Below are 23,950 nucleotides of genomic sequence, written 5' to 3'. Positions count from 1 at the left end.
TCCCATCCGAGAATTTGCGTATGTTCAGACAACTCATCCCAACAGGTGCTGCGCTTGCAGCGATTTTAATCACCAGTGGCTGCTCCAGCAGTAGTGGTAATTCTGACGAATCAGACAACAGCGACGGCAGTGGAAATGTCTCACTTGAAGGTAAAGCCGCCGATGGCTACCTTGCAGGGGCACGTGTTTGCCTCGACTTAAATAATAATGCGAGCTGCGACGATGGCGAGCCGACCACGACGACCAGTGCCGGTGGTGGTTATACCCTCGAAGGCGTGACGCAGGAACAGATCGCGAATTCACCCATCGTGGTTGAAATTATCGTGGGTGAAACCATCGATGAAGATAACCCAGGTGAAACCATTGATAAGACCTATACCCTGACCGCACCCGCTGGTTCAGCCTTTGTCAGCCCGCTGACGACAATGGTGCAGAACGAGATTAAAGAAAATGGACTGAGCCCGGATGAGGCTAAAGCCAGTATTCAGGCAAGACTAGGTACTGAACTTGACCCGACTGAAGACTATGTCGCGGGCTCTGATGACGGCACCAGTGGAGAGGAGTTTCAGCGCCTGCACAAGGTTGCCCAGGTCACTCGTGCTGTCATGCAGAAGAACATTGAGCTGGTTAATACAGTGGTCGACGAAACCGGCGTGTCTCAGGAAGACCTGACCGCTCTGATCGTAGAACAGGTACTCGAAGCACTCGACGATATTCAGCAAGCGATTGAAACCGCTGGAGACGGTTTCGACGCCGATGGTCTGGCAGGCTCCGATGATCTTCAGAGTACCCGTCTGGACCCAAGCAAAGTCGAAGAACAGCTTGAAGAACGCCGCGACCGCCGCGCAGCAACCGCGGCAAATCTGGCCGGCTTACTGACGGATGGCGATGGCCTTAATTTCTTCGAGGCGTTTGAAGAAGAAGGCGCACTGATGTTCGGCTATGGCAATGTTCAGGCTGATGGTGAAGGAGTTATTTCCATCACGCAGTATGGCTATGACACACAGGGCGACAGTTGGGCAGCCATGTCTGACGAGGGAAATCAGCAACAGGATTGTCTGCTCGGCAATGGTGAGTGGCGTTGTTTCGCACAGGATAACGAATCCGTGTCAACCGATGGTAATAACGTACGTATTCTGCGCGGTGGCCTGAGTTTCGCCGAGGAAATTATTTCTGGTGAACAGATCAACCTGGAAAATAAGCGCATTGGCGCCTATCTGGAGCATGAATATCAAGCCGTCATTGATCCGGCAGCAACATTCGACGATACCGCCCTGGGCTATCTGCTGACCTTTACCCGCAGTCAGGATACTTATGAGCTGTACAAAGACAATGTAGAGTCAGTCGGCGACTGCTGGGATGGAGAGGTTATCGAGGGTAATACCTGGTCTCCGACCGATACCTGGTGCAACAACGTCTTTGTCCACACAGGCGATGGCAACCATGAAACAGATGGCGATGCAGCAACCTCTCTCTCGCAACTGATCAGCTCAGCAGCCGCAAGTAATCCACAATATCGAGCAGACCTGGGAGGCATCGACCTGTATGGCGATGACAATCAGCACGTTGTAGAGCTGGTTTCTGGTGGCACGGCGAATCTGTATCGTATCGAACGAAGCAGTATGGGCGAATCGGAAAGCCTGATCGCTGCTGGCTCAACGAGCTGGCGCCTGTCGACGGTAGAAACAAAAGAAGTGCTGGTCATCGACCTGCCTGCGGATATTGCACTGCGCAGTGATTACGACCGCGGAGCGAAGCCCTTACTTGCAGTTGTCGATGGCTACGTACGCGCGGGTGAGATGATGCCTGCCGGCGGCCGCAGCGACAAACAATGGGTATTTAATGGGAACGCACGCGAACAAATTAAAGCAGCGTTCGACTATACCCTGCTGGATGAGCTTACTGCCTGCGATATCGCTGATAACGAAGACTCTTCTTTTGCTGACTTCGACACAGCTGCGACCGACTGCAGCGCGGTATCGTTCACCTCTGGGGATGTGGCCGGAAAGTCATTCTTCTTCGGTGATGGTGCCTTCAGCTTCACCCAGGACGGCAACGGCCTGTATCAGGGAGAGATCAATGATGGGGACTTTGTCTCACTCGGCTTCACCTGGACCATCAACGACGACGGCTACCTCATTCTCAATACTCAACATACCGATGATGGCGTGACTCAGTACCTGAGAATGAACCTTGCCAAAGTTGAACTGAATGCTCGTCAGATCAGCGTTGTCAGCTTTGGACAGGATACTGAAGACAGCAGTGCACTCGACAGCGCAACTGGCGAGGTGAATGGCGAGGTATGGGACGTCCGCTAAAAGTGCGCTGGCGATAGCTGGCCCGACACGTCTCAGAGCCCCGGTAATACCGGGGCTTTTTTGTGCCTGCACGTCACTCCCAACTCTGTTTCCCCCTCCAGTGAACCCCGCACTTCGCATAGGAGGAATAGATAGCGGCCACCCAAAAGCAGCAGAGAGTATGATCCGTAACCACTGAGGAGAGAAAGGAGAGAAAGCACCGAACACCAGATTGTAGTGTGGATAAAACCCCCGACGCTAAATACAGCAGGAGCAAATACAGCAGGGCCAAATACAGCAGGATTAACAACAGAATGGAGCGATACCGGGCGATACGGTAAGCGGGATAAGGAGAAAACAAGAGTAGCTAAAAAGCAGGGCCCAAAAAAACAGAGCTACGTTGAGTAGCTCTGGTTTGTCAGGGAACCTGGTCAGGCGGAAATAATCAGTAACGGAACTGTTTAAGAGTCAGCTGCAGAGATCCAGCCAGTTCAGAGAGACGATCAGCAGACGCTCGTGTCTCATCAGCAATAGTCAGGGTTTCAGTGCCAATCGCATTGATCTGTTCAACGCTCCCGGTCGCCTCACATACTGCTTTGTTCTGTGTCGCTGCACCAGAAGATATCTGTTCATTCAACTCGAGAATGGTTTTGACAGCGGCAGTGATCTCTCCAAGGGATGAAGCCACCTGTTGTGACTGGGCAACACTCTCCTGCACCTGGTCCCGGCCATCCGTCATGATACTCATGACCTGAACCGCATCTTTATTTAAGGTGTCGAGAATGCCACCTATCTCAGCCGCTGATGCTTGTGTTCTACCAGCGAGCATTCGCACTTCGTCAGCGACTACGGCAAAACCTCGCCCCTGCTCACCTGCACGCGCGGCCTCAATCGCAGCATTTAATGCAAGCAGATTGGTCTGTTCGGTGATCTCACTGATAACAGTCAGAACTCCAATAACATTGCGACTGGTTTCTGCAAGACGCTCCATAGAGGCAACGCCCGATTCGATTTTTTCTGCCAGGCGCGACACGCTTTCAGCCGACCTGTTTACCTGCAGCTGCCCCTCGCTGGCCTGTTCACAGGCGACTTTGGCTGAATCTAGCGCATGATTAGCAGAGCCCGCCGTATCAGCAAACGAATGTGAGAGCTCTTCCATAACCGTCGCCACTTGCCCGGTCTCGTTCGCCTGACGCTGAATCGCATCGCGGCTACGCTGAGCAATTTCAATCGTACCGCTGACTGAGCCGCCCAACTGATCAGTAACCTCGCCCACCGCCTTCACCGTGATATGTAGCCGATCAATGAAGCGATTAAAGTGAGAAGACAGGACGACAGCTTCTTTAACTCCTGTGACATTCAGGCGGCGGGTAAGATCGCCTTCTCCGGAAGCAATATCGTTAAGCGCTCCAGCGACCTGATCCAGTGGGCGCGTAATAAACCGCGTGATAATCAGAGCGAGCGCCAGTAAGACCGCCAGTACCACGATGCTGGTAATCACACTTGCAGTCGTAATACCGCTGATACTGCTTTCTGCTGCGAGTAACTTTTCCTGAGTATCCGATCTGACTTGCCCGGTGCGCTGAGACGAAAGCGCTGCAACATCAGCGATCAGTGTCATCATCTGAGAACTCAGGGCTTTTAGTTCCGAGACCATATTTATGTGGTTTTCTCGCAAACTTTTTAATGAAGATTCACCAGAAAAAAGCAGGGTCGCGGTCTCTTGGCTTTGCGCCTTCAGCCCGGCAACCAGGTCCGCAAGCGCCTTTGCGTCGCGGGTTGCATCCGTCAAGGCATCCAGCGATTTATCCATGCGCTTAAACAAAGGAACCGCGACATTCTTCTCAAGACTGATCAGCCCCGATTGATCTTTAATTGTTTGCATCTGAAACGACACAGATCCGAGCCGCGCAGCCCCCTCAGAGAGCTCTACGGAAGTCGTAGCAATCTCTTCACCATTGCCCTGGATAAAGGAAAACAAGTCTCCGGCCATACCTTCCCAGTCACCTTCGAAGGTATCTTCTACACGCCCAAACTGCTTTTTGAGAGCACGCTTCTCGCGTTTAACCATCAGCGAGCTCTTGCCTTTCAGAGAGCCCGCATCCCGTTGCATCGCTGATATCTGCTTCTCAATCTCTACGACCTTATCAGCCATCAGAGTTTCATTAGTGAGAAGAGTGCCTTTGATCTTACGCAACTGCCTTCCGGTATCGTTGAGCTCAACGATAAGCTTGCTAAGCTCCGGCCAGGCGACATCTTCAGGATCAACATCCAAAGCGGTATCCTGAACCATGGCATCAGCAGAATCTGCCGTTATAACACTGAGTGCTTGAGCCAGTATCTCTGAATTCAGCTGCTGCTGATCAACCAACGCAAGCGACTGCTCAGTCTCATCAGTCATACTTTCGCCGACGCCCGTTGCCACCTGCCCGAGCCAGAACGTCATGGCAGACACTATCACGACAGACACCAGCGCAATGGCTGACAGCACTGTCAGCAGCTGACGGATCGACAAACTCAACCGTGCCATAAATTACCTCGTTCTCATTTAATGAGTATCACTGCAACTGAGACCACTCGAGCGATTCATACTTACCGTTTCGGATAATCGTTGGCCATACTTCATGGCTCGCCTGATGCTTATCTTTGGCAAACGACACTGGCACCCCGATACCCACATCCAGATTGGATAGGGCCTCAATGCCATCGATCACAGATTCACGATCGGCTGCAGCAGAGTTTTTCAGACCTTCGACAAAAATCTTAGCAGCCAGATAACCTTCGAGAGAGACGAAATCAGGCTCAGCGCCTTCACCGTGTGCGGCAAGGTCTTTGCGATACTGCGCCACACCCGGAAGATCAGAGGCGTAGTGCGGGACGACTTGGGTCACGATCACGCCTTCCGCATCGTCACCGAGTGCTTTCAGCAGGGGCAGGCTGCCCACGAAGGAGACGTTCACATAAACGACGTCATCAAGATCAAGCTTAGCCTGACGGATAAACTCAGCGCAGGGGGCATAGGCACCCACCATAATGATGGCTTTCGGCTCAGTGTCCGCATCGAGTATGGTACCCAGAGCGCCCTCTACATTCGTCGTGTTACGCGCATAGCGCCCGTGAGCAAGACTGTCGGTATCGTTGAAACCACGGGCCTTCAGTGCAGCGACAGCGCCGTTATATCCCGCATCGCCATATCCGTCGTTCTGGGTAAAGAAGGCAATTTCTTCGGGTTTGATGCCCGCACCAAGGAGGCCATCCACCATAGCTGCGGTTTCTTCTGCATAGCTTGCACGATAGTTAATGACGTAACGGTCGGGTGGGGATTGACGCAGAACACCTGCACCAGTATAGGCACCGAACAACAGGGTCTTTTTCTCATTAGCGATCGGGACGGTGACGATTGCTGTCGGTGTGCCGACGTTACCCATCACAGCAACGACGCCTTTTTCATCAATAAGTGTGCTCATATTGGGGGCCGCGCGGTCAGGCTCATAGCCGTCATCCAGCGCGACCAGCTCTAACGAATTGCCGTTCACGCCCCCCGCGGCGTTCACACTCGCGAAGTAGCTTTCAATACCGGTTTTAACTCCGTTACCCAAAGCCGATGCGGGGCCCGTCAGAGCGGCCGACATCCCAACTTTTATCGTTTCAGCGACCGTTAACGAGGACGTTGCTGCCACTGCAGAAGCAAACAACATACGGACGACGACGCGGCGCAACCGCCGGAAATGACGCACTTTCATAATCTGACTCCAGACATTAATGATGGGCTATCAAATGAGTATAGAGAGCCATCCGGAATCATTGCGGTGATCAAGCATTCTTAACAGGCCAACGTGACTAACCTGTCTTCAATGCCTGATATTCAGAGGTAGAAACAAAAAAAACCCAGACATAAGTCCGGGGTTTTATCGCTTGTGCCGGGAGGTGGCTCATCTCAAAAGAGGTTCATCAGGCTGTCCAATGTATCCTGTCCACGCTTTTTAGACTCTTCCGGAGAGGTTTCTGACTTGCCCTCCCATTCGATATCATCAGGCGGAAGCTCATCCAGAAAACGGGAATGTGTGGTGTCCGTGGCTTCGCCGTACTGTCTGCGCTTACCGGCATAGGTCAGCGTCAAGGTGCGTTTAGCACGTGTAATACCCACGTACATCAGGCGACGTTCTTCTTCAATCGTGTCTGCTTCGATGCTGTTACGGTGTGGCATAAGCTCTTCTTCCATGCCCATGATATAGACATGCGGGAACTCCAGACCTTTCGAAGCGTGCAGTGTCATCAGTTGCACCTGATCGTTCTCGTCCTCTTCGCTCTGCTGCTCCAGCATGTCGCGCAGAATGAGCTTACCGACCGCGTCTTCAATGGTGCACTCGTCGCCCAGCTCATCCGCCTTGTCGATCATTTTCTGAATCTGATCAACCAGGAAGTAAACATTCTTCATACGTCGCTCAGCCTGGTGAGGCGTTCCGGAGTTCTGGTGCAGATAGCCTTCGTAATCGATGTCGTCGATCATTTCTTTGATGGCAGCAACAGGATCATCTGTGTAGGCATTGCGGGTGATACGCTCCAGCCAGTGACCAAAACGACGCAGGCGATCCAGAGCCTTTGGCATCAGTACCTGCTCCAGCCCCATTTCGGTCGTTGCGGCAATCATGCTGATATTGCGCATCGCTGCATATTCGCTGAGTTTCTCGATCGTGCTGGGCCCGATTTCACGGCGGGGAGTGTTCACCACACGTAAGAATGCAGCATCGTCTGTCGGGTTAATCAGCAGGCGTAAATACGCCATGATGTCTTTGATTTCATTACGCCCGAAAAATGACTGACCACCGCTCAACTTATACGGCACCTGATAAGCCTGTAGCTTCATCTCAATCATGCGCGATTGATGATTACCACGGTACAGCACGGCAAAATCACGATAGGTGCCGCCGTAGCGCAGGCGTCGCTCGACAATTTCGGTAGCGATACGCTCTGACTCAACCTCGTCATTCTTGCACTTAAGAATTTTGATCGGATCGCCATACCCTTGATCAGACCAGAGCTTCTTCTCGAATTCGTGCGGGTTGTTATCAATAACAATGTTCGCCGCGTTCAGAATGAGGCCCGTAGAGCGGTAGTTCTGTTCAAGCTTGATCAGCTTCAGTGACGGGAAATCTTTTTTCAGTAACGACAGGTTCTCCGGCCGCGCACCGCGCCAGGCATAAATCGACTGGTCATCATCGCCTACCACCGTCAGGCCATTGCGGTGACCCACCAGCAGCTTAACCAGCTCGTACTGCGAGGTGTTGGTATCCTGATATTCGTCCACCAGCAGATAACGGATCTTTTTCTGCCAGCGGGTCAGAACCTCTGGGTTATCCCTGAATAAGATGGTTGGCACCATAATGAGGTCATCGAAGTCGACAGCGTTGTATGCTTTCAACATACGCTGATAAACGCTGTAGGTCTGAGCGACCAATACTTCCTGCGGGCTGGCGGCCTTATTAATTGCCTGCTCAGGCGTGATCAGGTCATTCTTCAGGTTGGATATTTCGTTCTGAACCATGTCCAGCATATCGCCGTCATCACCGTGCTCACGGTGCATCACGTCACGAATAATGCCTTTGCAGTCGTCCTGATCGAGAATAGAGAAGCCCGATTTATAACCTGCGGTACTTAGTTCCTGACGGATAATGCCGAGGCCCAGGTTGTGGAAAGTCGACACGGTAAGCCCGCGGGCACCGCCGCGCCCGGTGAGCTGCATCACACGCTCTTTCATCTCTTTGGCAGCCTTATTGGTAAAGGTTACCGCGGCAATGTGATGAGACTTAATTCCACAGGCATCGATCAGGTAAGCAATTTTGCGGGTAATCACACTCGTCTTGCCAGAGCCCGCACCCGCGAGCACCAGCAAGGGGCCATCAATATACTTGGCGGCTTCTCGTTGACGGGGGTTGAGCTGACTTAAATCGACCACGGATATACCTCTGAAACAGGCTGGAGATTCTACCAGCATTTACCTCGAAGGAGACACCACTGCCGAACGCTGGAGAAACAAAGTCAGGGGTGAAAATAATGGGCCAATCCAGACACATTTCCGGCCATTCATTCGCGAAGCCGCATTCTCTCTTCTATATGTCATAGGGCGGATTATTTTTGGGGTACACCGTTTCAGGATGAGCCAGAGAATGGACACCGAACAACCGATGCTACTTGCACTGGGCACTGACAGCCCGATGCCTGATTTTCTGACAGACTGGCTGAGTCAGGAAACCGCACACCAGAAAAACGCACTGCGCGTAGGAATGCTGGACGCGTTTATCCCCGTCCCAGAGGGGCATATGGTCGTCATCACGGTGCCACATGGTGACCCGGAGCAGCGCGACCGCGTTCAGGAAGTTACTCTCCAGGTACCTACGTTACTGATTGGCTTTTCAGATGAAAGGGCCTTTTACCCCGACGCCTGCGTATGGATCGATGCCGATCACCTGACTCCCCACGCTCTAAAACATGGTCTGACCGAGCTGAGGGCTTGCGTTGCTGGCCAGTTACGCCCGTTACTTGCTCGCCAGAACTGGATGCTTCAATGTCGCAGTCTTCTGGAACGAAATTCCGATCTGATGCTGCAACTCGTTAGTTGTCGCTGGCGTCCCGCTGCCTCTGGAGACAGCGCTGAAATCCGCTTCGATACACAACAATCGTTCGAACATCAGCTACGGGCCAGTGCGCCCACCGATTCTCTGATCGGTAAACTTCTGGACGACCAGTTCGTGATTGTCAGCCAGAATAAAAAGCACCTCTCAGAAAAGTGGCTGCGCTCGCACGACGATGACACAAGCTTCCTTTGGACCGCATTTCTAAGCACCCCGGTGCCACTTCACTCTTACGATGACCTGGGTGAGGCGCTTCAGCACTGTGTTCGCGAAATTGAGCGTAGCCGTATGATGTGCAGCCGGATTGGAGGGCGCTCGCTCACCGCTGATGAGTCCATAGTTGTGAAGGATCTGATCCGCGCACTACGCAACAAAGAATTTTATCTGGAGTTTCAGCCACAATTTGATAGTCACACAGCTACGATTGTGGGGGCAGAAGCCCTGTTGCGTTGGCTCCACCCCGAACTTGGTATGGTGCCGCCAACCGCATTTATACGGGATGCTGAAATGGCTGGCCTGATTCGCACTCTGGGAAGCTGGGCACTCCGCGAGACCCTCAACGTCTGGAAGATGCTGAATGACCGGGGCATCAATATCCGGATGGCAGTTAATGTTTCGTTCCCGGAGGTTGCAGACCCCGACTACGCCGATAAAGTTCTGGATCTGCTGGATGAAACGGGGGTGCCCGCCGCCAGTCTGGAACTGGAGCTCACCGAAACCGCCATGATGCTGGACGCCAGTGTATCTTTGAATAACCTGAATCGATTAAAGCTAGCAGGGGTCCGCATCGTTCTGGACGATTTTGGCACCGGCTTTTCGTCGCTTTCTCACCTCAGCGATCTGCCGATTACGGGCATAAAGCTCGACCGGGCTTTTGTCACACCACTGAGCCACGACGATGAAAATTCGGCACAACGACACATAGTCGCAACCATGCTGGACCTTTCTAAGCGCCTGAAACTGGAAACAACGGCAGAAGGGATAGAAGACCAGAGCTGCCTCGAGGTGATCCACTCACTGGGCTGCGATCGTGTGCAGGGTTACTTCTACGCTCAGCCCATGTCCGTCGACAAACTGATTGAGCGCGCCTGCGTTCAGGAGTCTGTTCTTGTCGATTACGCTTCCGGGCAGCAGAGCCTTTTTTAGCATTCCCTACCAGCCCGACTCCGTTGCAATCTATTTACTCCTGAGGCGTTTCAGGTGGCGGTGCTGGAGTCTCTTTCGGGCCAAAGAACGCCTCTCCATCAAAAGGACTCGGCGTGCTGACATGGTAATAAGACATAGCGCCAACAAAAGCACCGATAACTAACAGAAATATGATCAGTTGTTTATTCACTGAGGTCTCCGCAATTGCTCAGTCTGTTTTATCAGTCTGGCACGTCACCGGGGTTTCGCAAGAAGACACCTTTGGGGGGAAACATGGCGCAAAAAAAACGGGGCAGAAGCCCCGTTTTTGTTTTGCAAAAGCAATCAGTCCGCGCGCTTATCAGATGATAACTTAAGCGCCACCGGGGTCGTCTTACCAACTATAACGATTGAATTAACATCTCCTGCAGCTACCGTCTGATTGGTAAGCCCAGGGACAACCGCGGGCCCAGCTTTGCCCGACCCTGATGCAACGATGTGAATGTCGTATGTATCAGGAGCAAGAGTGATATAGTCAGTATCATCGCCCTGACTCATCCCAGTGGTTTCGTATGCTTCCTGGCTACTATCAGCAGACTCATAGATATAAACATCTGCCGAATTCACATCTGTAGCGACGGATGCATTTATCAAGCGGATATCTGCGGAACCCGCCTGTGATGCCTCGCGCTGATCGGTCAGGAAAATACGTATCGCATTTGCGAAATCATCACTGCTACCACTCGCAACCAGTGTATAGGACTCCCCTCTCGCAAGCTCAAGCGATGTTGATAAGCCAGATGGGGCATCTTCCAGAGCTGCATCAGCTGCAGTAATGCTGATAGGCAGTGAACCCGCAGGAAACACAACATAGCCTGAATCCTGGGTGTAACTCATATCTTCCAACGGAGCGTACAGCTCCCCTTCGATATACACATCAATATCCTGGGTATCGATAGCGTGTACGATACGCAGCTCAGCCGTGTTGTCTTGAATAGCAGTCGCCGCAGGACCGGCCCAAACCAGCAAAGAAACGGGGGAGCGGCCTTTAGCACTGTTCACAGCGACAACAATCGCATCATCAGTGACGCTCAACGAGCCTGAGTCGTATATGACATCAGATGACCCATCCGCAGTCAGACGCACCTGATAGGAGCCATCCTGGACTCCCTCGATTAGTTGGTTACTCAAATAAGACAGAGCATTCACCTGAGGCGTCGCCCCCAGCTCAGCATCAGGCTGTGATACAAACACATCGACGTCTGTTGACGAGGCTGCTGGTGCTGCGTGCAGCACACGCAGATCAATATCACCGTCAGTGACGACGTCAGTTTCATCAAGTACCGTAATCTCAAGGTCACTCGCCTGGTTTACGGCAATCGCGGCATAGTAAGCATTTGAATTGAGGCTCGCAGCATAAGATGCAGCAACAGTATCCGTCCCTGCCAGGCGCAGTTCGATATTGGCATTGCCATCAGACAATTTGAGATAACCCGTACCATCCTGAAAAGCTACATCACTGAGCTGCAGTTCGCCGTTAACGTATACATCCACAGCCTGTGCATCAGGCGAGGCATGTAAGATACGCACGTAGGCATCACTGTCGTCGTCGGCACCACAGGCAGCGAGACCAGCAATGCTGGCGGCAATCGTCAGTTTTTTGAGCAGGCTCATAGGTTTCTCCGGATAATTATTATTCTTCAACCTGAGCACTATACCAAACAACCCGTGTCAGGCCATCCGATAACGGTCAAGAGCCCGAAAACCAATCGCTTCCATTAAGTGTTGGCGCTGAATGCTGTCCGCGTCATTCAGATCGGCAAGAGTGCGCGCAACGGTCAGCAAGCGATGATACGAGCGCGCAGACAAATTCAGGCGTGCGATCGTGTCCAGAAGCCAGGCCTGATCACTCTCAAGCAACCGGCACACATCATCCCGCTGCTGCCCTGACAGGCAGGAATTCGCGCAGCCCTGCCTGCGCATCTGACGGTCACGCGCGGCCATCACGCGATCGCGGACGGCTGTACTCGGCTCCGAGGGTGGCGCCTGCTGCAGCAGCGCTGGCGATACCGGAGGCACGTCGACATGAAGATCAATCCGGTCCAGTAAAGGCCCTGATGTCTGGCCCTGATAACGACGGATCTGATCTGGCGTACACTGACAGCGCCCAGAGGGGTCACCGTAGTAACCACATGGACACGGGTTCATCGCAGCAATTAACTGGAAACTGGCCGGGTAAGTGACAGAACGGTTGGCACGGCTGATGACGATCTCTCCACTTTCCAGAGGCTCCCGCAGAACATCCAACACTTTACGGCTGTACTCGGGCAACTCGTCCAGAAACAAAACCCCACCGTGCGCCAGAGAGATCTCACCGGGCTTGGGGTTACCGCCACCGCCAACAAGAGCAACGCCTGATGAAGTATGGTGGGGTGCCCTGAAGGGCCTCTGCCCCCAACGGCTTTGCCAGTCGCCACTGTGGTGACTGATGGAAGCGACAGACGCAGCCACTAAAGCCTCGTCATTACTCATCGGCGGCAGAATTCCGGGCAGCCGTGACGCCAGCATGGTCTTTCCAGTCCCCGGAGGCCCGATAAAAAGTAGGTTATGTTGCCCAGCCGCCGCTATTTCAAGTGCTCGCCGAGCACCGACCTGACCTTTAACCTCAGAAAGATCATTCGTCAGGCGGGCGGTTCGAACCGGTGCGTCCTCAGCGCTGACCTCCGGCAGAGATTCATTATTGTGCAACCAGCTACAGACTTCAGATAGCGAACGCGCCTGCAGTATTCTGGCCTCATGACAGAGGGCGGCCTCACCGGCATTACCAGCGGGCACGATCAGCGTCTTACCCGCATGCGCCGCACGTAACGCCGTCGGCAGAATCCCGGTCACCGGACGTAGTTCACCAGACAAGGTCAGTTCGCCAACGAATTCGTAATCGGTAAGTTTGTCTTTCGGTACCTGCTCAGAAGACGCAAGAATACCTAACGCAATTGCGAGGTCATAACGTCCGCCCTCCTTAGGGAGATCCGCAGGCGCGAGGTTAATAGTGATGCGCTTAGCCGGAAATTCGTAATGACTGTTCAGAATCGCACTGCGCACACGGTCCTTGGATTCCTTGACGGCAGTCTCAGGTAAACCGACCAGACTTAAAGAAGGCAAACCGCCAGACAAGTGCACCTCAACCTGAACCAAAGGCGACTCTATGCCCACTTGAGCACGGGTATAAACTGTAGAAAGTGACATCGGGCCTCCTTGCCGCTGTATCCAGCTAGACTATAGAAGTGCCTGAGTGACGACCATACGAAGAAAGACTGACACCATAACTGCCAGTCACGTATCCTTTACATCTGAAGCCCCGGCTAAGTCGTATCTACCTTTCAAGGCCGAAGAACTAGCGGGGCACGGACAACAGAATACTGTTTGAAGGGAACGTATTGTGAACCGGCTCTCTCCCATATGTATTGCGCTGAGCCTGATCCTGGCAGGATGTGGAGGCGCCACCAGTAGCGAAGAAGATGAAACCATGACTCCTGACATTTTAATCGATGATGAATGTAACACTCGTAATGCTACTTCGACAGTCGCAAGTTTCGCGGCCGCCCTGCTGAGCACAGCCATGCTGGCTGGCTGTTCAGACGGAGACTCAGATTCCGGACATACCGTCAGTGGCACATTATTTACAGCCGGACAGACGGTCATCGATTACGACATCAATGACGTCTATAGCGGTTCTCTGACCAATGACGATCCATTCAATGGCCAGCCCTTGCCAAACGTGGTCACAGTGCAAGGCTTTGCTTCGAACACGCCAACAAACGCCACAGCGACAGGCGATCCAGAGTTTGAACGCTTCGCTAACGTAGCGGATGAAAGTGACTACTTTGCTGTCTCACTTCAGGCCGGGCAGCGAATCGTGATGAATGTCGTTGACTACTACGGCAATAACAATCCGGATAGCGCATACGCGGGTGATCTGGACATGTATCTGTATTTGAATACCGGCGGCGACCCCATCCGCAGTTCACAGTCAGAGACCAACCGCGAAGAATTTTCAGTGCCGGCCGATGGTGACTACATTCTTGAGGTGTTCGCCTACAGTGGTATCTCTAAGTATGTTTTACAGATCCTCCCGGCAAGTAATAGCCTGTTGCCAACCGCATCTGAGTCACAACCTACCCGGCCATCGTTCAAGCCGGGTGAGGCCATCGTGCAATGGAAAGACACTGCGGATACCTCCGCTATTACTGCCTTCAATGTGCGGGACCATCGTGCACAAGCGATGAGCACTGCGACCGATCGCCCGGTCAAACTCAACCTTAGGAAACCGGCATCGGTTCAGCGCCTATCGGCCAGTACTGGTCAGGATCTGAGTGCTTTTAACGCTGGCCGCGACACTCTCTCAGCTATTAAGGCACTGAATCAACGCGATGACGTTGAGTACGCCGAACCTAACTACATCCGTTATGCCACAGCCACACCAGATGATGGCTTGTATCGCCTTCAGTTTCACTATGCGGATATCCGCTTGCCGCAAGCCTGGGACCTCTCGACAGGCTCTTCTTCCGTGACCGTTGCCGTAATTGATAGCGGAGTATTCCTCAACCATGATGACCTGGCCGGCAAACTGGTGTCGGGTTACGACTTTATCAGTGACTCCTCGGTAAGCCGCGATGGTGATGGCATTGACTCAAATCCTGATGATCCTGGCGACAGCAATCAGCGCGGAGCCAGCTCGTGGCATGGTACTCACGTCACCGGAACAATTGCCGCAGCGACAGACAACCAACAAGGGACCGCAGGAGCCGGCTGGAATACCCGGGTTATGCCTCTCAGGGTGCTTGGCCTTAACGGTGAAGGTTCTACCTACGATGTGCTACAGGCGGTTCGCTACGCCGCACGCCTGAGTAATGACAGCGGTACCTTGCCGTCATCCCGGGCGGACATCATAAACCTGAGCCTCGGCTCGAGCTTCCGCAGCTCGGCGGAACAGGATGCATTTACCGCTGCCCGTAATGCCGGCGTGATTATCGTCGCCGCAGCAGGAAACAGCTCCACCGATGAACTTTTCTACCCAGCGTCTTACGACGGTGTGATTTCTGTGAGTGCCACCGCTCCTGATGACAGCCTGGCCTACTATTCAAACTTTGGCAGTAAAATAGACGTTGCCGCTCCGGGCGGAGACCTACGTAACGACACAAACTCTGACGGGCAAGCGGATGGTGTTCTCAGTACCTCAGTTGATGACTCCTCCGGCACCCGTCAAAGCGCTTACACACTTCAGCAAGGCACGTCGATGGCGACACCGCACGTCGCTGGTGTGCTTGCGCTGATGAAGGCCGTCGACCCAACACTGACACCCAGCGAAGTAGATTCCCTGCTGAGTAGCGGCCTGATTACCGACGACATCGGCGCTGCCGGTCGTGACAATGAGTTCGGGCACGGTCTTATAAATGCGCTGAAGGCGGTTCAGGAAGCAAACAACCTTGCTGGAGGCGGCAGTGTTCCTCAGGTTCCGGTTCTTGAAAGCGACCCTGACAAACTTCAGTTCGGATCAGGTTCTTCACTGACCCTTACTCTGGACAACGTTAATGATGAAGCTGATGACCCTGTCATCACAACAGACGTCAGCGAAGACTGGCTCACGGTCAGCCCGACTGATGTCGACAGTAATGGCTTCGGCGAATACACAGTGACTGTCGATCGCGCCGACCTTGTCGATGGTATTTACGAAGGTCTGGTCCGCTTTACACCAGATACGGGCAACAGCCTGGATGTGACGGTAACTATGCGAGTCGGTGACATCATCGCCATTACAGATTCGGCACCTCAATATGTACTGCTGGAAGATTCTGAAACCGCCGAAATCGTTGCAGAGACCCTCGTAAATCCAGATGGCAGCTACGCGGTCACGGATGTGCCTACCGGCAGCTATCGGGTTGTCGCAGGTTCAGATATCGACGTTGATCTTTTCATCTGCCAGAACGGGGAAACCTGCGGCGGCTATCCTGACTCAGTGACTGAAGAAGTCATCGAGGTTAACGGTGACGTAACCGACATCGACTTTGTTGTCAGCCTGATCAGTGGCATTGATGTCAGTGATGACGGCGGACTCGGGATTCTACGTGCCAATCCGTCAGCTGCCCCCGAAGAATCTGACCTCATAGAATCTGAACCAGCGGGTAGTAGCACGGAAGACGAGAGCGACAGCAAGCCAGTCCGTTCAGTAGGTCGTTAAAACACTCTCAATTCCGTTCAATTAAAAAGGGTCGCGAATGCGACCCTTTTTAATGCGTGTGTTTCGATGGTTAAGCTAACTGAACAACATCAGCTCTGCTTTTGCAGTGACTCTTCACGACGCCGCAAATCGAATGATGCCTGCTTCACTTTCCAGCGGAACAGACCACCCAGCCAACGCTTAATAAATACCGCCTTGCGGCCAATCGGATGCGGGTTACAGATCATCTCGCCTTTCATCAGCGATTTGTATGCGCGATCAGCCACCTCACTGGCATCCAGCTCTGACTTCTCGAACACCTTGTCGACGAACTTCAGCATCGAAGGATCGGATGTCTTCATTGTCTTGTTCAGATTGGTACGGAAGAAGCCCGGGCACAGCGCCGTGACCTTGATGTTATACGCGTGCAGCTCGTAGTACATGGTCTCAGAGAGTGCGATCACACCCGCCTTAGTCACATTGTAGGAAGCCATCGACGGCAGAATCATCAGACCGGCAAGCGAAGCAGTATTCATAATGTAACCGCTGTTCTGCTTTTTCATCACAGGGGTAAAGGTACGACAACCCAGAGCGACGCCTTTCAGGTTGATATCGATGATCCATTCCCACCAGGCCCACTCGCCCGCGTCAATGCGGTCGCCAGTGGCAACACCGGCATTGTTAATCAAGACATCAAGGCCACCCCAGCGCCCTTCGACATCAGCACGCAATGCATTCCACTGATCTTCAGAGGTGACATCCAGATAAGCCGTCCAGCCTTTACCACCGGCTTTCTCTACCAACTCCAGAGTTTCAGCCGAGCCCTCGCTGTTAATATCTGCGATACAGATATCGGCACCTTCTTTAGCGAAGCGTAAGGCCAGTTCACGGCCAAGACCGCTGGCCGCACCTGTAATCAGTACTTTTTGCATGATGATAAAACCCCGTAAGTTGTTGTTATTTTTTCTTGCGGTAAATGCTGCCCTTTTTCATTTCAGGGTCAACCGTTGTCTTAAAGCGCTTGTGTAGCCACAGATACTGAGAGGGGTGCTCCCGTAACTGTGTTTCGATAAAGTCATTCGCCATTTGGGCGTCGGCTGCGTCATCGCCGCTCGGAATCGGTAAAGGATCATGCACCGTGACGGTATAGCCCGAGTTATCATCTTTACGGAAGTAAGTGATCGGCATCACCAGCGCCTTACCCGCTTTCGCGATACGGGAAGTCGCTGTAATCGTCGCCGCCGGGTGGCCAAAGAAGTTTACGAAGATGCTGTTCTTACGGCCGAAATCCTGATCCTGGGCGTACCAGAGCACGTTGCCCTGACGTAACGTACGGATAAATCCACGGATGTCTTTGCGCGTCAGGCATTCATCGTACAAACGGGCGCGGTTCCGCTCCATTACATAATTCATCACCGGGTTATCCTGCGGGCGATAGCTTACGCTCACGCGTTGCACTGTACTGACCAGGCTGCCAGCGAGATCCAGCATGGAGTAATGAGCACCGAGCAGCATCACACCCTGGCCGTTATTCTGTGCCTCTCGCACCTTATCGAAACCTACAAAATCCGTACGGGCGGCCAACCACTGAGGATCACGGAACCAGCCCATAAAGGTTTCCATCAGACCGATGCCGTTGTCGATAAAGATCTGACGCACCAGGGCATCACGCTCCGCAGGGGTTTTCTCCGGGAAGCAGATTTCCATATTAACTTCGGCAATTCTGCGACGACTCCCGGCGACCTTGTGGAGCAGCAAGCCAATGCCTTTGCCGATTCCCAACTGCCATGAAAAAGGCAACCGCGTCAGAAGTGCGAGCAGTCCTATGCCCAACCAGATGGGCCAGTGCTTAGGGTGGATCGGAGCTTTAAGCTGCTCCGCGCCGCCTTGAGATACTTCAGCCATTCAGCCAGTCCAGATACGCGTTAACGCCCTGTTCAACGGTGAAGAATTCATCGGTGTAGCCAGCCGCACGCAGATTTGAAATATCCGCTTCGGTGAAGCTCTGATAAGCACCTTTCAGATGGTCCGGGAACGGGATGTACTCTTTCTTGCCATCCGTGCCTTTCGCACCGTGCCATGCCACGACGGCATCTGCAACGTCGTTAAAGCTCTGACACTTGCCCGTGCCCAGATTGTAGATCCCCGATGCCGCTTTCTGCTGCCAGAACCAGAGGTTTACTTTCACAACGTCGCCTACATAGACAAAGTCACGGCGCTGCTCACCAGCCCCCCAGCCTTCGGTCTCGCCAAACAATTTGCAGACGCCAGCGTCTTTAATCTGGTTATTGAAGTGGAACGCCACCGACGACATAGAACCTTTGTGCTGCTCGCGCGGGCCATACACATTAAAGTAACGGAAGCCCACAACCTGACTTGGGAAACGATTATTCGGATAAGTGGCCTGCAACTGACGAACGTATTGGTCGAACTGCCACTTAGAGTAGCCGTACACGTTCAGAGGCTTCTCGTGAGCGCGCTCTTCTTTGAAGACGTCACTACCGCCATAAACCGATGCGCTGGAGGCATACAGGTATGGAATACCCTGTTCGAGGCAAGCGTGCAGCAGAATCTTGGAGTACTCGTAGTTGTTCTCCATCATAAACTTGCCATCCCACTCGGTAGTGGATGAGCAGGCACCTTCGTGGAAGATAGCTTCAACATCGTCCAGCAGGCCATCATCAATCTGTACGCGCTGGATAAAGTCATCCTTATCCAGATAGTCGGCAATATCGCAATCGCTGATGTTATAGAACTGGCGACCGTCGCTCAGGTCGTCCACCACGATGATGTCGGTGCGCCCCATCGCGTTCAGGGCTTTAACGATGTTGCTGCCAATAAAACCGGCACCGCCTGTTACGATAATCATGCTTCTGTCTCCTGAATGCGTTTAACAATGGCCGTGGTTGAGCAGTTGTCTTTAAAGCTCAGGATGATCACGTCACCACCGTTTTGCTGTACACACTGACCACCGGCGATTTCTTCTATGCGGTAGTCACCACCCTTCACCAGAATATCCGGCAGCACCCGACAGATCAGGCGCTCCGGGGTATCTTCGGTAAAAGGCACCACCCAATCCACGCTTTCAAGGCCAGATAACACAGCCATTCGGTGGTCGAGTGGGTTAATCGGACGTGCCGGGCCCTTCAGGCGAGACACAGATTCGTCAGAGTTCACCGCGACTAATAAGCGGTCGCCCAACGCTTTCGCTTCTTTAAGATACTGCACATGACCGGGATGAATGATGTCGAAACAGCCATTGGTCATGACCAGAGTTTCACCACGTTCACGGGCCTCCTCGACCAGTACCATCAGCGAGTCTTCATCAAACAGGCCAGCACCCTGCTGGCTGTCCTGACGCAGCTCACGGCGCAACTCTTCGGTTGAGGCCGTTGCGGTTCCCAGCTTGCCGACCACAATGCCAGCAGCAGTATTTGCCAACAAAGTAGCCTCTTCAAAACCCGCACCGGCGGCCAAAGACGCTGCCAGAACAGAAATCACGGTATCACCGGCACCGGTCACATCGTACACCTCGCGGGCGCGGGTCGGCAGATGGAAAGGCTCAGCGTCGCGACGTACCAGGGTCATGCCCTTTTCACTGCGGGTCACCAGTACGCCTTCGAGATCAAACTCTTCGACTAGCGCACGGGCTTTTGTAACCAGCTCCTCATCCGACGGAGCCGGGCCAACCACGGCCTCAAACTCGCTGAGATTTGGGGTAATCAGGGTCGCGCCCCGATATTTCTCGAAGTCCGCACCTTTCGGGTCGACCAGAACCGGAACATTCTGCGCTTTCGCGGCTTTAATCAGAGGCTGAGGATCTGCCAGAGAGCCTTTGCCGTAATCCGACAAGATGACTACACCCGTATTTTTTAAGCGAGCTTCAAACGACGCTTTCGATGCGGAGATATCCACCGCATGAAAGGCATCTTCAAAATCGAGACGAATCAGCTGCTGCTGACGGCTGATAATCCGCAACTTGGTGATGGTCGGATGGGTGTCGTGCCTTTGGAAATCACAAGTAACGCCGGCATCCTGTAACAGACCTTCAAGTAGCTGGGCGTTGTCGTCTTCTCCGGTTATCCCAAGGAGGTCAACCTGTCCGCCCAAAACTGCGATGTTCAACGCAACGTTGCCCGCACCACCAGCACGGTTTTCTGTGTCCTGAATTTTCACCACGGGCACAGGTGCCTCGGGAGAAATGCGTGACGTCGGGCCACCCCAGTAGCGGTCGAGCATAATGTCGCCGAATACCAGAACCCGGGCTTTGTGAAAATCAGGGATAGTTACATCCATCAGGGGAGTCGCCGGTAGATCAGAAAGCGCGCAGTTTAACATAGGCGACCTCTGATTTGTGCTACTATCCGGGCCCGACATTCAGTACCCGGACGCACTGTGGCACGACATCTTTACACCCTGATCTACAGCCTGTTTTTACCCATCATCGTCGCCCGACTGTGGTGGCGTGGACGCGCGAACCCGGGATACCGCCAGCGTGTCGCTGAACGCTTTGGGTTTCTGCCACACAGGCCACGTCCGGGCGGCCTTTGGGTGCATGCTGTATCCGTTGGTGAAACGCTCGCAGCGGCTCAGTTTGTCAAACAGTTCATGGTACAGAACCCCGATACTCCGGTGATCATCACCAGTACTACCCCTACAGGCTCGGAGCAGGTCAAACGCATCTTCGGCGAGCGGGTCTTTCACATGTACCTGCCCTATGACCTGCCGTCCTTTATCAATCGTTTTATCAAGAGCATTCGCCCCGGCGCTTTGGTCATCGTAGAAACCGAGCTTTGGCCCAATCTTCTGGCGTGCTGTGATCAGCATGATCTGCCAGTCGTACTTGCTAATGCCCGCATGTCAGAACGATCCGCCCGTGGTTATGGAAAAGTACCCGCTTTGACCCGGCCAATGCTGCACAGCCTGAATATCGTTGCCGTACAAAACCCCACTGACGGCCAACGTTTTATCGAACTGGGCCTTCCAACCGGACGCCTCAAGGTTACGGGCAGCGTAAAATTTGATGTCACCCTGCCAGAGGGTTGCCACCAGAACGGTACCGACCTACGCGAGCAATGGGGTGTGAGTCGTCCCGTACTGGCGCTGGCTTCAAGTCATCCGACCGAAGACGAGCAGTTACTCGATATCTATCCTGCGTTAGAAGAAGCCGTCCCCGGTCTTTTACTGCTACTGATTCCACGCCACCCAGAACGTTTTGAACCGGTAACCAATGCTGCCCGCAGTCGTCACCTGCGTGTCCATCGTCGAACTAATGGCCCCGCTTCAAACGACACTCAGATCTACGTTGCAGACACCATGGGCGAGATGCTGAATATGCTTGCCGCTGCCGACGTCGTCGTCATGGGCGGAAGCCTTTATTCTGGCGGCGGCGGTCACAACCCGATTGAGCCGGCAGCACTAGGAAAAGCCACCCTGATTGGCGCTGATCACATAAACTTCACCAGCATCGTCACTGAACTGACCGACGCCGGTGCTATGGCCGTTTGCGAGAGTCTGCCGGCATTGCAGGAAGAGGCAATTCGCTTGCTGAAGGACAGCACTGCCCGCGAGGCGATGGGCCAGAAAGGACTGGGAGTCGTGGAGACGAATCGTGGAGCGGTGTCGCAGCTGCTTGAGCTGATCACAGAAAAACTACGCAAGAATTAAAAGCTCCTCCAATGAAAACGCCCGCGCTGATACCAGTCAGCGCGGGCGTTTTTGTTTTTGGCATACTTCAGGCAGACGACTTACTTCATCAGCACTTTCACGTAATTCGGGAGCGCGAAGCTGGCGACGTGTACTTCCGGGTTGTAGTAGCGAGTTTCAATTCCAGCAATATCGTAACGCGCCTGGATTTGCTCAACGGTTTGCTTACGCAGTGACTCATCATCGGTTGCCCATGCCAGAGTCATAAAACCGCCCGCGTAGGTTGGCACTGGCATCACATAGAAGCTGGCTTCGTTATAAATCTTGCTCAGACGCTGGAAAGTGTTGGTCACTTCATCGCCCTGCATAAATGGCACGCCATTCTGAGCTACCATAATGCCGCCTTCGTTCAGGCACTTCTTCTCATCGGCGTAGAAGTCAGAAGTGAACAGCACTTCGCCCGGACCAATAGGGTCAGTCGAGTCAGAGATAATCACATCAAATTTGTCAGTGCAGTTGGCGACAAAATCTTTGCCGTCGGCGATCACGATATTGGCTTTCGGGTCGTCGTAGGCACCGTCAGAGTGCTTCGGGAAGTACTCTTTGCACATATCGATGACGCTCTGATCGATCTCGACCTGAGTGACGTGCTCTACGTTCTTATGACGCAGCACTTCACGCAGGATACCGCCGTCGCCACCACCAATGATCAGCACACGCTTTGGATTCGGGTGCGCCAGCATAGGCACGTGCACCATCATCTCGTGATAGATAAACTCATCTTTCTCGGTGGTCTGCACCACGCCATCAAGCAGCATCACACGACCAAGAAATGGGGTTTCGAAGATCTCCAGATGCTGGTGTTCGGTTTTTACTTCAAACAGCAGTTCACTGACAGTGAAGGACTGGGCGTAGTCGTCGTACAGACGCTCGCGGACGAAAGTTTTCTCAGTCATGGGCGGATTCCAGATGGGAGTGAGTAAAGCGCCGGATTATAGCTGCCATAGCAAATCAGGACTATGGTGAAGTAATCGTAGGGCAAACAAAAAGGCCAGCAATTGCTGGCCTTTTCTTTGGTTAAACACAGTAAGCGATTACTGCTCAAGCCCAGCAATAAAGGCTTTCAGGTCTTCAGCGGTCTGCTTTGGCGCTTCCAGCTGAGGAAGATGGCCGATACCTTCCATCTTGATAGTAGTGACATTCTGCATCAGCTGTTCGAGAACATCCGTAGCACCGACGTTAAGTACACGGTCTTCGACACCCCAAACCAGAAGCGTCGGGGTCTCAAGGCCAGTCACACGCTCTTCAACACTGTCCGATTTGATCTGAGCGAAAATATCCTGTTCCAGCTCAAAATTGTCGATGCGTTTTTTGGCCATCTGGTCCAGCACGAACCCAGGCACAAACGGTGGTTCGCTCATTACGATATCGAACACATCGCGGAATTCATCTTCGGTTTTCGCTGTCAGTGGGTTCTTGCCCGTTTCTTCAACGATAGTCATCACTTCAGATTTCGGCGCAGACCAGACACCGCCCGGATCAAGCAACCAGAGGCTCTTTACCTCAGCTGGATACAGGGCAGCATAGGTCATAGCAATATGACCACCCATGGAGCTGCCGCCCATATGAATCTTACGATCAAGATTCAACTCGCTGAACAACTCGTGTAAACGTTTAGCCTGAGCAGTTGGTGTGTAGTCAGCCGGGTTAGGTTTCGACGACTCACCAAAGCCAATATGATCAGGCACGATCAGGTGGAAGTCTTTCAGGTACGGGGCTGATTCGGTAAAGTTATCTTTATCAGCACCAAAGCCATGCAGCAGAACCAGTGTGTCTGCTTCGGTATTTTCTGACTCAAGGTAAACGTAGGTCAGACCACTCGGCAGAGTAATCTCTTTCTGTTCAAGATCTCCAAGACCGCGTTTCACATCAACCAGAAACGTTGCGGTCTCCTCTGGGGCAACCATGATGGTACCTGTGATACCAATGACCACTACCACAACCAGCGCGGCTATCGCTTTAACTATTTTCAT

The 23,950-nt window shown here is 53.1% G+C and carries 16 protein-coding genes; 4 read left to right on the top strand and 12 right to left on the bottom strand.

The features are described 5' to 3' along the window. Window positions 1–20 precede the first annotated feature (20 nt). Window positions 21–2,318 carry a hypothetical protein gene (locus tag BW941_RS04225; RefSeq protein WP_076514405.1) on the top strand — a complete coding sequence of 766 codons (2,298 nt, stop codon included), beginning with the start codon at window positions 21–23 and terminating at the stop codon, window positions 2,316–2,318. Between the two features lie 424 nt (window positions 2,319–2,742). Here BW941_RS04225 and BW941_RS04220 read toward each other — a convergent pair whose 3' ends face one another. The 3 genes from BW941_RS04220 to rep form a co-directional block, all read right to left on the bottom strand. Next, window positions 2,743–4,827, bottom strand: a complete 2,085-nt coding sequence (locus tag BW941_RS04220; RefSeq protein ID WP_076514404.1) for a methyl-accepting chemotaxis protein — start codon at window positions 4,825–4,827, stop codon at window positions 2,743–2,745. Window positions 4,828–4,855: 28 nt separating this feature from the next. Next, window positions 4,856–6,040: an ABC transporter substrate-binding protein gene (locus tag BW941_RS04215; protein WP_245820037.1), complete on the bottom strand. Its 1,185-nt coding sequence runs from the start codon at window positions 6,038–6,040 to the stop codon at window positions 4,856–4,858. Between the two features lie 194 nt (window positions 6,041–6,234). Next, window positions 6,235–8,253: a DNA helicase Rep gene (gene rep, locus BW941_RS04210; RefSeq protein WP_068442564.1), complete on the bottom strand. Its 2,019-nt coding sequence runs from the start codon at window positions 8,251–8,253 to the stop codon at window positions 6,235–6,237. Window positions 8,254–8,464: 211 nt separating this feature from the next. Here rep and BW941_RS04205 point away from each other — a divergent pair, with 211 nt between their 5' ends. Further along, entirely contained in the window at window positions 8,465–10,075 is a 1,611-nt protein-coding gene (locus BW941_RS04205) for an EAL domain-containing protein (RefSeq protein WP_076514402.1), read from the top strand. A 34-nt stretch (window positions 10,076–10,109) separates the two neighbouring features. Here the strand turns inward: BW941_RS04205 and BW941_RS17810 are convergent, their stop codons facing one another. The 3 genes from BW941_RS17810 to BW941_RS04195 all read right to left on the bottom strand — a co-directional run bounded on the left by BW941_RS17810 (window position 10,110) and on the right by BW941_RS04195 (window position 13,300). Beyond that, a complete protein-coding gene (locus BW941_RS17810; RefSeq protein WP_175607862.1) occupies window positions 10,110–10,265 on the bottom strand; it encodes a hypothetical protein in 156 nt (51 codons plus the stop codon). A gap of 134 nt (window positions 10,266–10,399) precedes the next feature. Continuing rightward, window positions 10,400–11,728, bottom strand: a complete 1,329-nt coding sequence (locus BW941_RS04200) for a DUF4397 domain-containing protein (RefSeq protein WP_076514401.1) — start codon at window positions 11,726–11,728, stop codon at window positions 10,400–10,402. Between the two features lie 57 nt (window positions 11,729–11,785). Next, complete coding sequence (locus BW941_RS04195; protein ID WP_076514400.1) at window positions 11,786–13,300, bottom strand: YifB family Mg chelatase-like AAA ATPase; 1,515 nt, start codon at window positions 13,298–13,300, stop codon at window positions 11,786–11,788. A 280-nt stretch (window positions 13,301–13,580) separates the two neighbouring features. Here BW941_RS04195 and BW941_RS04190 point away from each other — a divergent pair, with 280 nt between their 5' ends. Continuing rightward, entirely contained in the window at window positions 13,581–16,292 is a 2,712-nt protein-coding gene (locus BW941_RS04190; protein ID WP_139325738.1) for a S8 family peptidase, read from the top strand. An 89-nt stretch (window positions 16,293–16,381) separates the two neighbouring features. Here the strand turns inward: BW941_RS04190 and BW941_RS04185 are convergent, their stop codons facing one another. Genes BW941_RS04185 through hldE form a run of 4 tightly spaced genes read right to left on the bottom strand, consistent with a single transcriptional unit; the run spans window position 16,382 to window position 20,567 of the window. Next, the gene (locus BW941_RS04185; RefSeq protein WP_076514398.1) at window positions 16,382–17,203 is read right to left on the bottom strand and encodes an SDR family oxidoreductase; all 822 of its coding nucleotides are present in this window, start codon (window positions 17,201–17,203) and stop codon (window positions 16,382–16,384) included. A 25-nt stretch (window positions 17,204–17,228) separates the two neighbouring features. Then, window positions 17,229–18,176 carry an LpxL/LpxP family Kdo(2)-lipid IV(A) lauroyl/palmitoleoyl acyltransferase gene (gene lpxL / locus BW941_RS04180; RefSeq protein ID WP_076514397.1) on the bottom strand — a complete coding sequence of 316 codons (948 nt, stop codon included), beginning with the start codon at window positions 18,174–18,176 and terminating at the stop codon, window positions 17,229–17,231. Beyond that, entirely contained in the window at window positions 18,169–19,140 is a 972-nt protein-coding gene (rfaD, locus tag BW941_RS04175; RefSeq protein ID WP_076514396.1) for an ADP-glyceromanno-heptose 6-epimerase, read from the bottom strand. Before rfaD ends, lpxL begins: the two co-directional genes overlap by 8 nt. After that, entirely contained in the window at window positions 19,137–20,567 is a 1,431-nt protein-coding gene (hldE, locus tag BW941_RS04170) for a bifunctional D-glycero-beta-D-manno-heptose-7-phosphate kinase/D-glycero-beta-D-manno-heptose 1-phosphate adenylyltransferase HldE (protein WP_076514556.1), read from the bottom strand. The genes rfaD and hldE overlap by 4 nt, the downstream gene beginning before the upstream one ends. Before the next feature lie 99 nt (window positions 20,568–20,666). Between hldE and waaA the strand changes: the two genes are divergently transcribed. Continuing rightward, entirely contained in the window at window positions 20,667–21,938 is a 1,272-nt protein-coding gene (gene waaA, locus BW941_RS04165) for a lipid IV(A) 3-deoxy-D-manno-octulosonic acid transferase (RefSeq protein ID WP_076514395.1), read from the top strand. Between the two features lie 80 nt (window positions 21,939–22,018). On the opposite strand, the gene speE is transcribed toward waaA, so the two are convergent. Together speE and BW941_RS04155 are read right to left on the bottom strand one after the other, a co-directional pair. Beyond that, on the bottom strand, window positions 22,019–22,873 hold the full coding sequence (speE, locus tag BW941_RS04160; RefSeq protein WP_076514394.1) for a polyamine aminopropyltransferase: 855 nt from the start codon (window positions 22,871–22,873) through the stop codon (window positions 22,019–22,021). 138 nt (window positions 22,874–23,011) lie between these two features. Then, window positions 23,012–23,950 carry an alpha/beta fold hydrolase gene (locus tag BW941_RS04155; RefSeq protein ID WP_076514393.1) on the bottom strand — a complete coding sequence of 313 codons (939 nt, stop codon included), beginning with the start codon at window positions 23,948–23,950 and terminating at the stop codon, window positions 23,012–23,014.

The sequence above is a fragment of the Thalassolituus maritimus genome, from assembly GCF_900156675.1.
Taxonomy (GTDB): domain Bacteria; phylum Pseudomonadota; class Gammaproteobacteria; order Pseudomonadales; family Oceanobacteraceae; genus Thalassolituus; species Thalassolituus maritimus.
This window is presented reverse-complemented; position numbering and strand designations above follow the sequence as displayed.

Excerpts from the sequence above, each read along its gene's own strand:
- BW941_RS04155 (WP_076514393.1), bottom strand. The coding sequence starts at position 23,950 with ATGAAAATAGTTAAAGCGATAGCCGCGCTGGTTGTGGTAGTGGTCATT.
- BW941_RS04215 (WP_245820037.1), bottom strand. The coding sequence starts at position 6,040 with ATGAAAGTGCGTCATTTCCGGCGGTTGCGCCGCGTCGTCGTCCGTATG.
- hldE (WP_076514556.1), bottom strand. The coding sequence starts at position 20,567 with ATGGATGTAACTATCCCTGATTTTCACAAAGCCCGGGTTCTGGTATTC.
- BW941_RS04205 (WP_076514402.1), top strand. The coding sequence starts at position 8,465 with ATGGACACCGAACAACCGATGCTACTTGCACTGGGCACTGACAGCCCG.
- BW941_RS04200 (WP_076514401.1), bottom strand. The coding sequence starts at position 11,728 with ATGAGCCTGCTCAAAAAACTGACGATTGCCGCCAGCATTGCTGGTCTC.
- rfaD (WP_076514396.1), bottom strand. The coding sequence starts at position 19,140 with ATGATTATCGTAACAGGCGGTGCCGGTTTTATTGGCAGCAACATCGTT.
- BW941_RS04190 (WP_139325738.1), top strand. The coding sequence starts at position 13,581 with ATGACTCCTGACATTTTAATCGATGATGAATGTAACACTCGTAATGCT.
- BW941_RS04220 (WP_076514404.1), bottom strand. The coding sequence starts at position 4,827 with ATGGCACGGTTGAGTTTGTCGATCCGTCAGCTGCTGACAGTGCTGTCA.
- lpxL (WP_076514397.1), bottom strand. The coding sequence starts at position 18,176 with ATGGCTGAAGTATCTCAAGGCGGCGCGGAGCAGCTTAAAGCTCCGATC.
- BW941_RS04195 (WP_076514400.1), bottom strand. The coding sequence starts at position 13,300 with ATGTCACTTTCTACAGTTTATACCCGTGCTCAAGTGGGCATAGAGTCG.
- BW941_RS04185 (WP_076514398.1), bottom strand. The coding sequence starts at position 17,203 with ATGCAAAAAGTACTGATTACAGGTGCGGCCAGCGGTCTTGGCCGTGAA.
- speE (WP_076514394.1), bottom strand. The coding sequence starts at position 22,873 with ATGACTGAGAAAACTTTCGTCCGCGAGCGTCTGTACGACGACTACGCC.
- BW941_RS04225 (WP_076514405.1), top strand. The coding sequence starts at position 21 with ATGTTCAGACAACTCATCCCAACAGGTGCTGCGCTTGCAGCGATTTTA.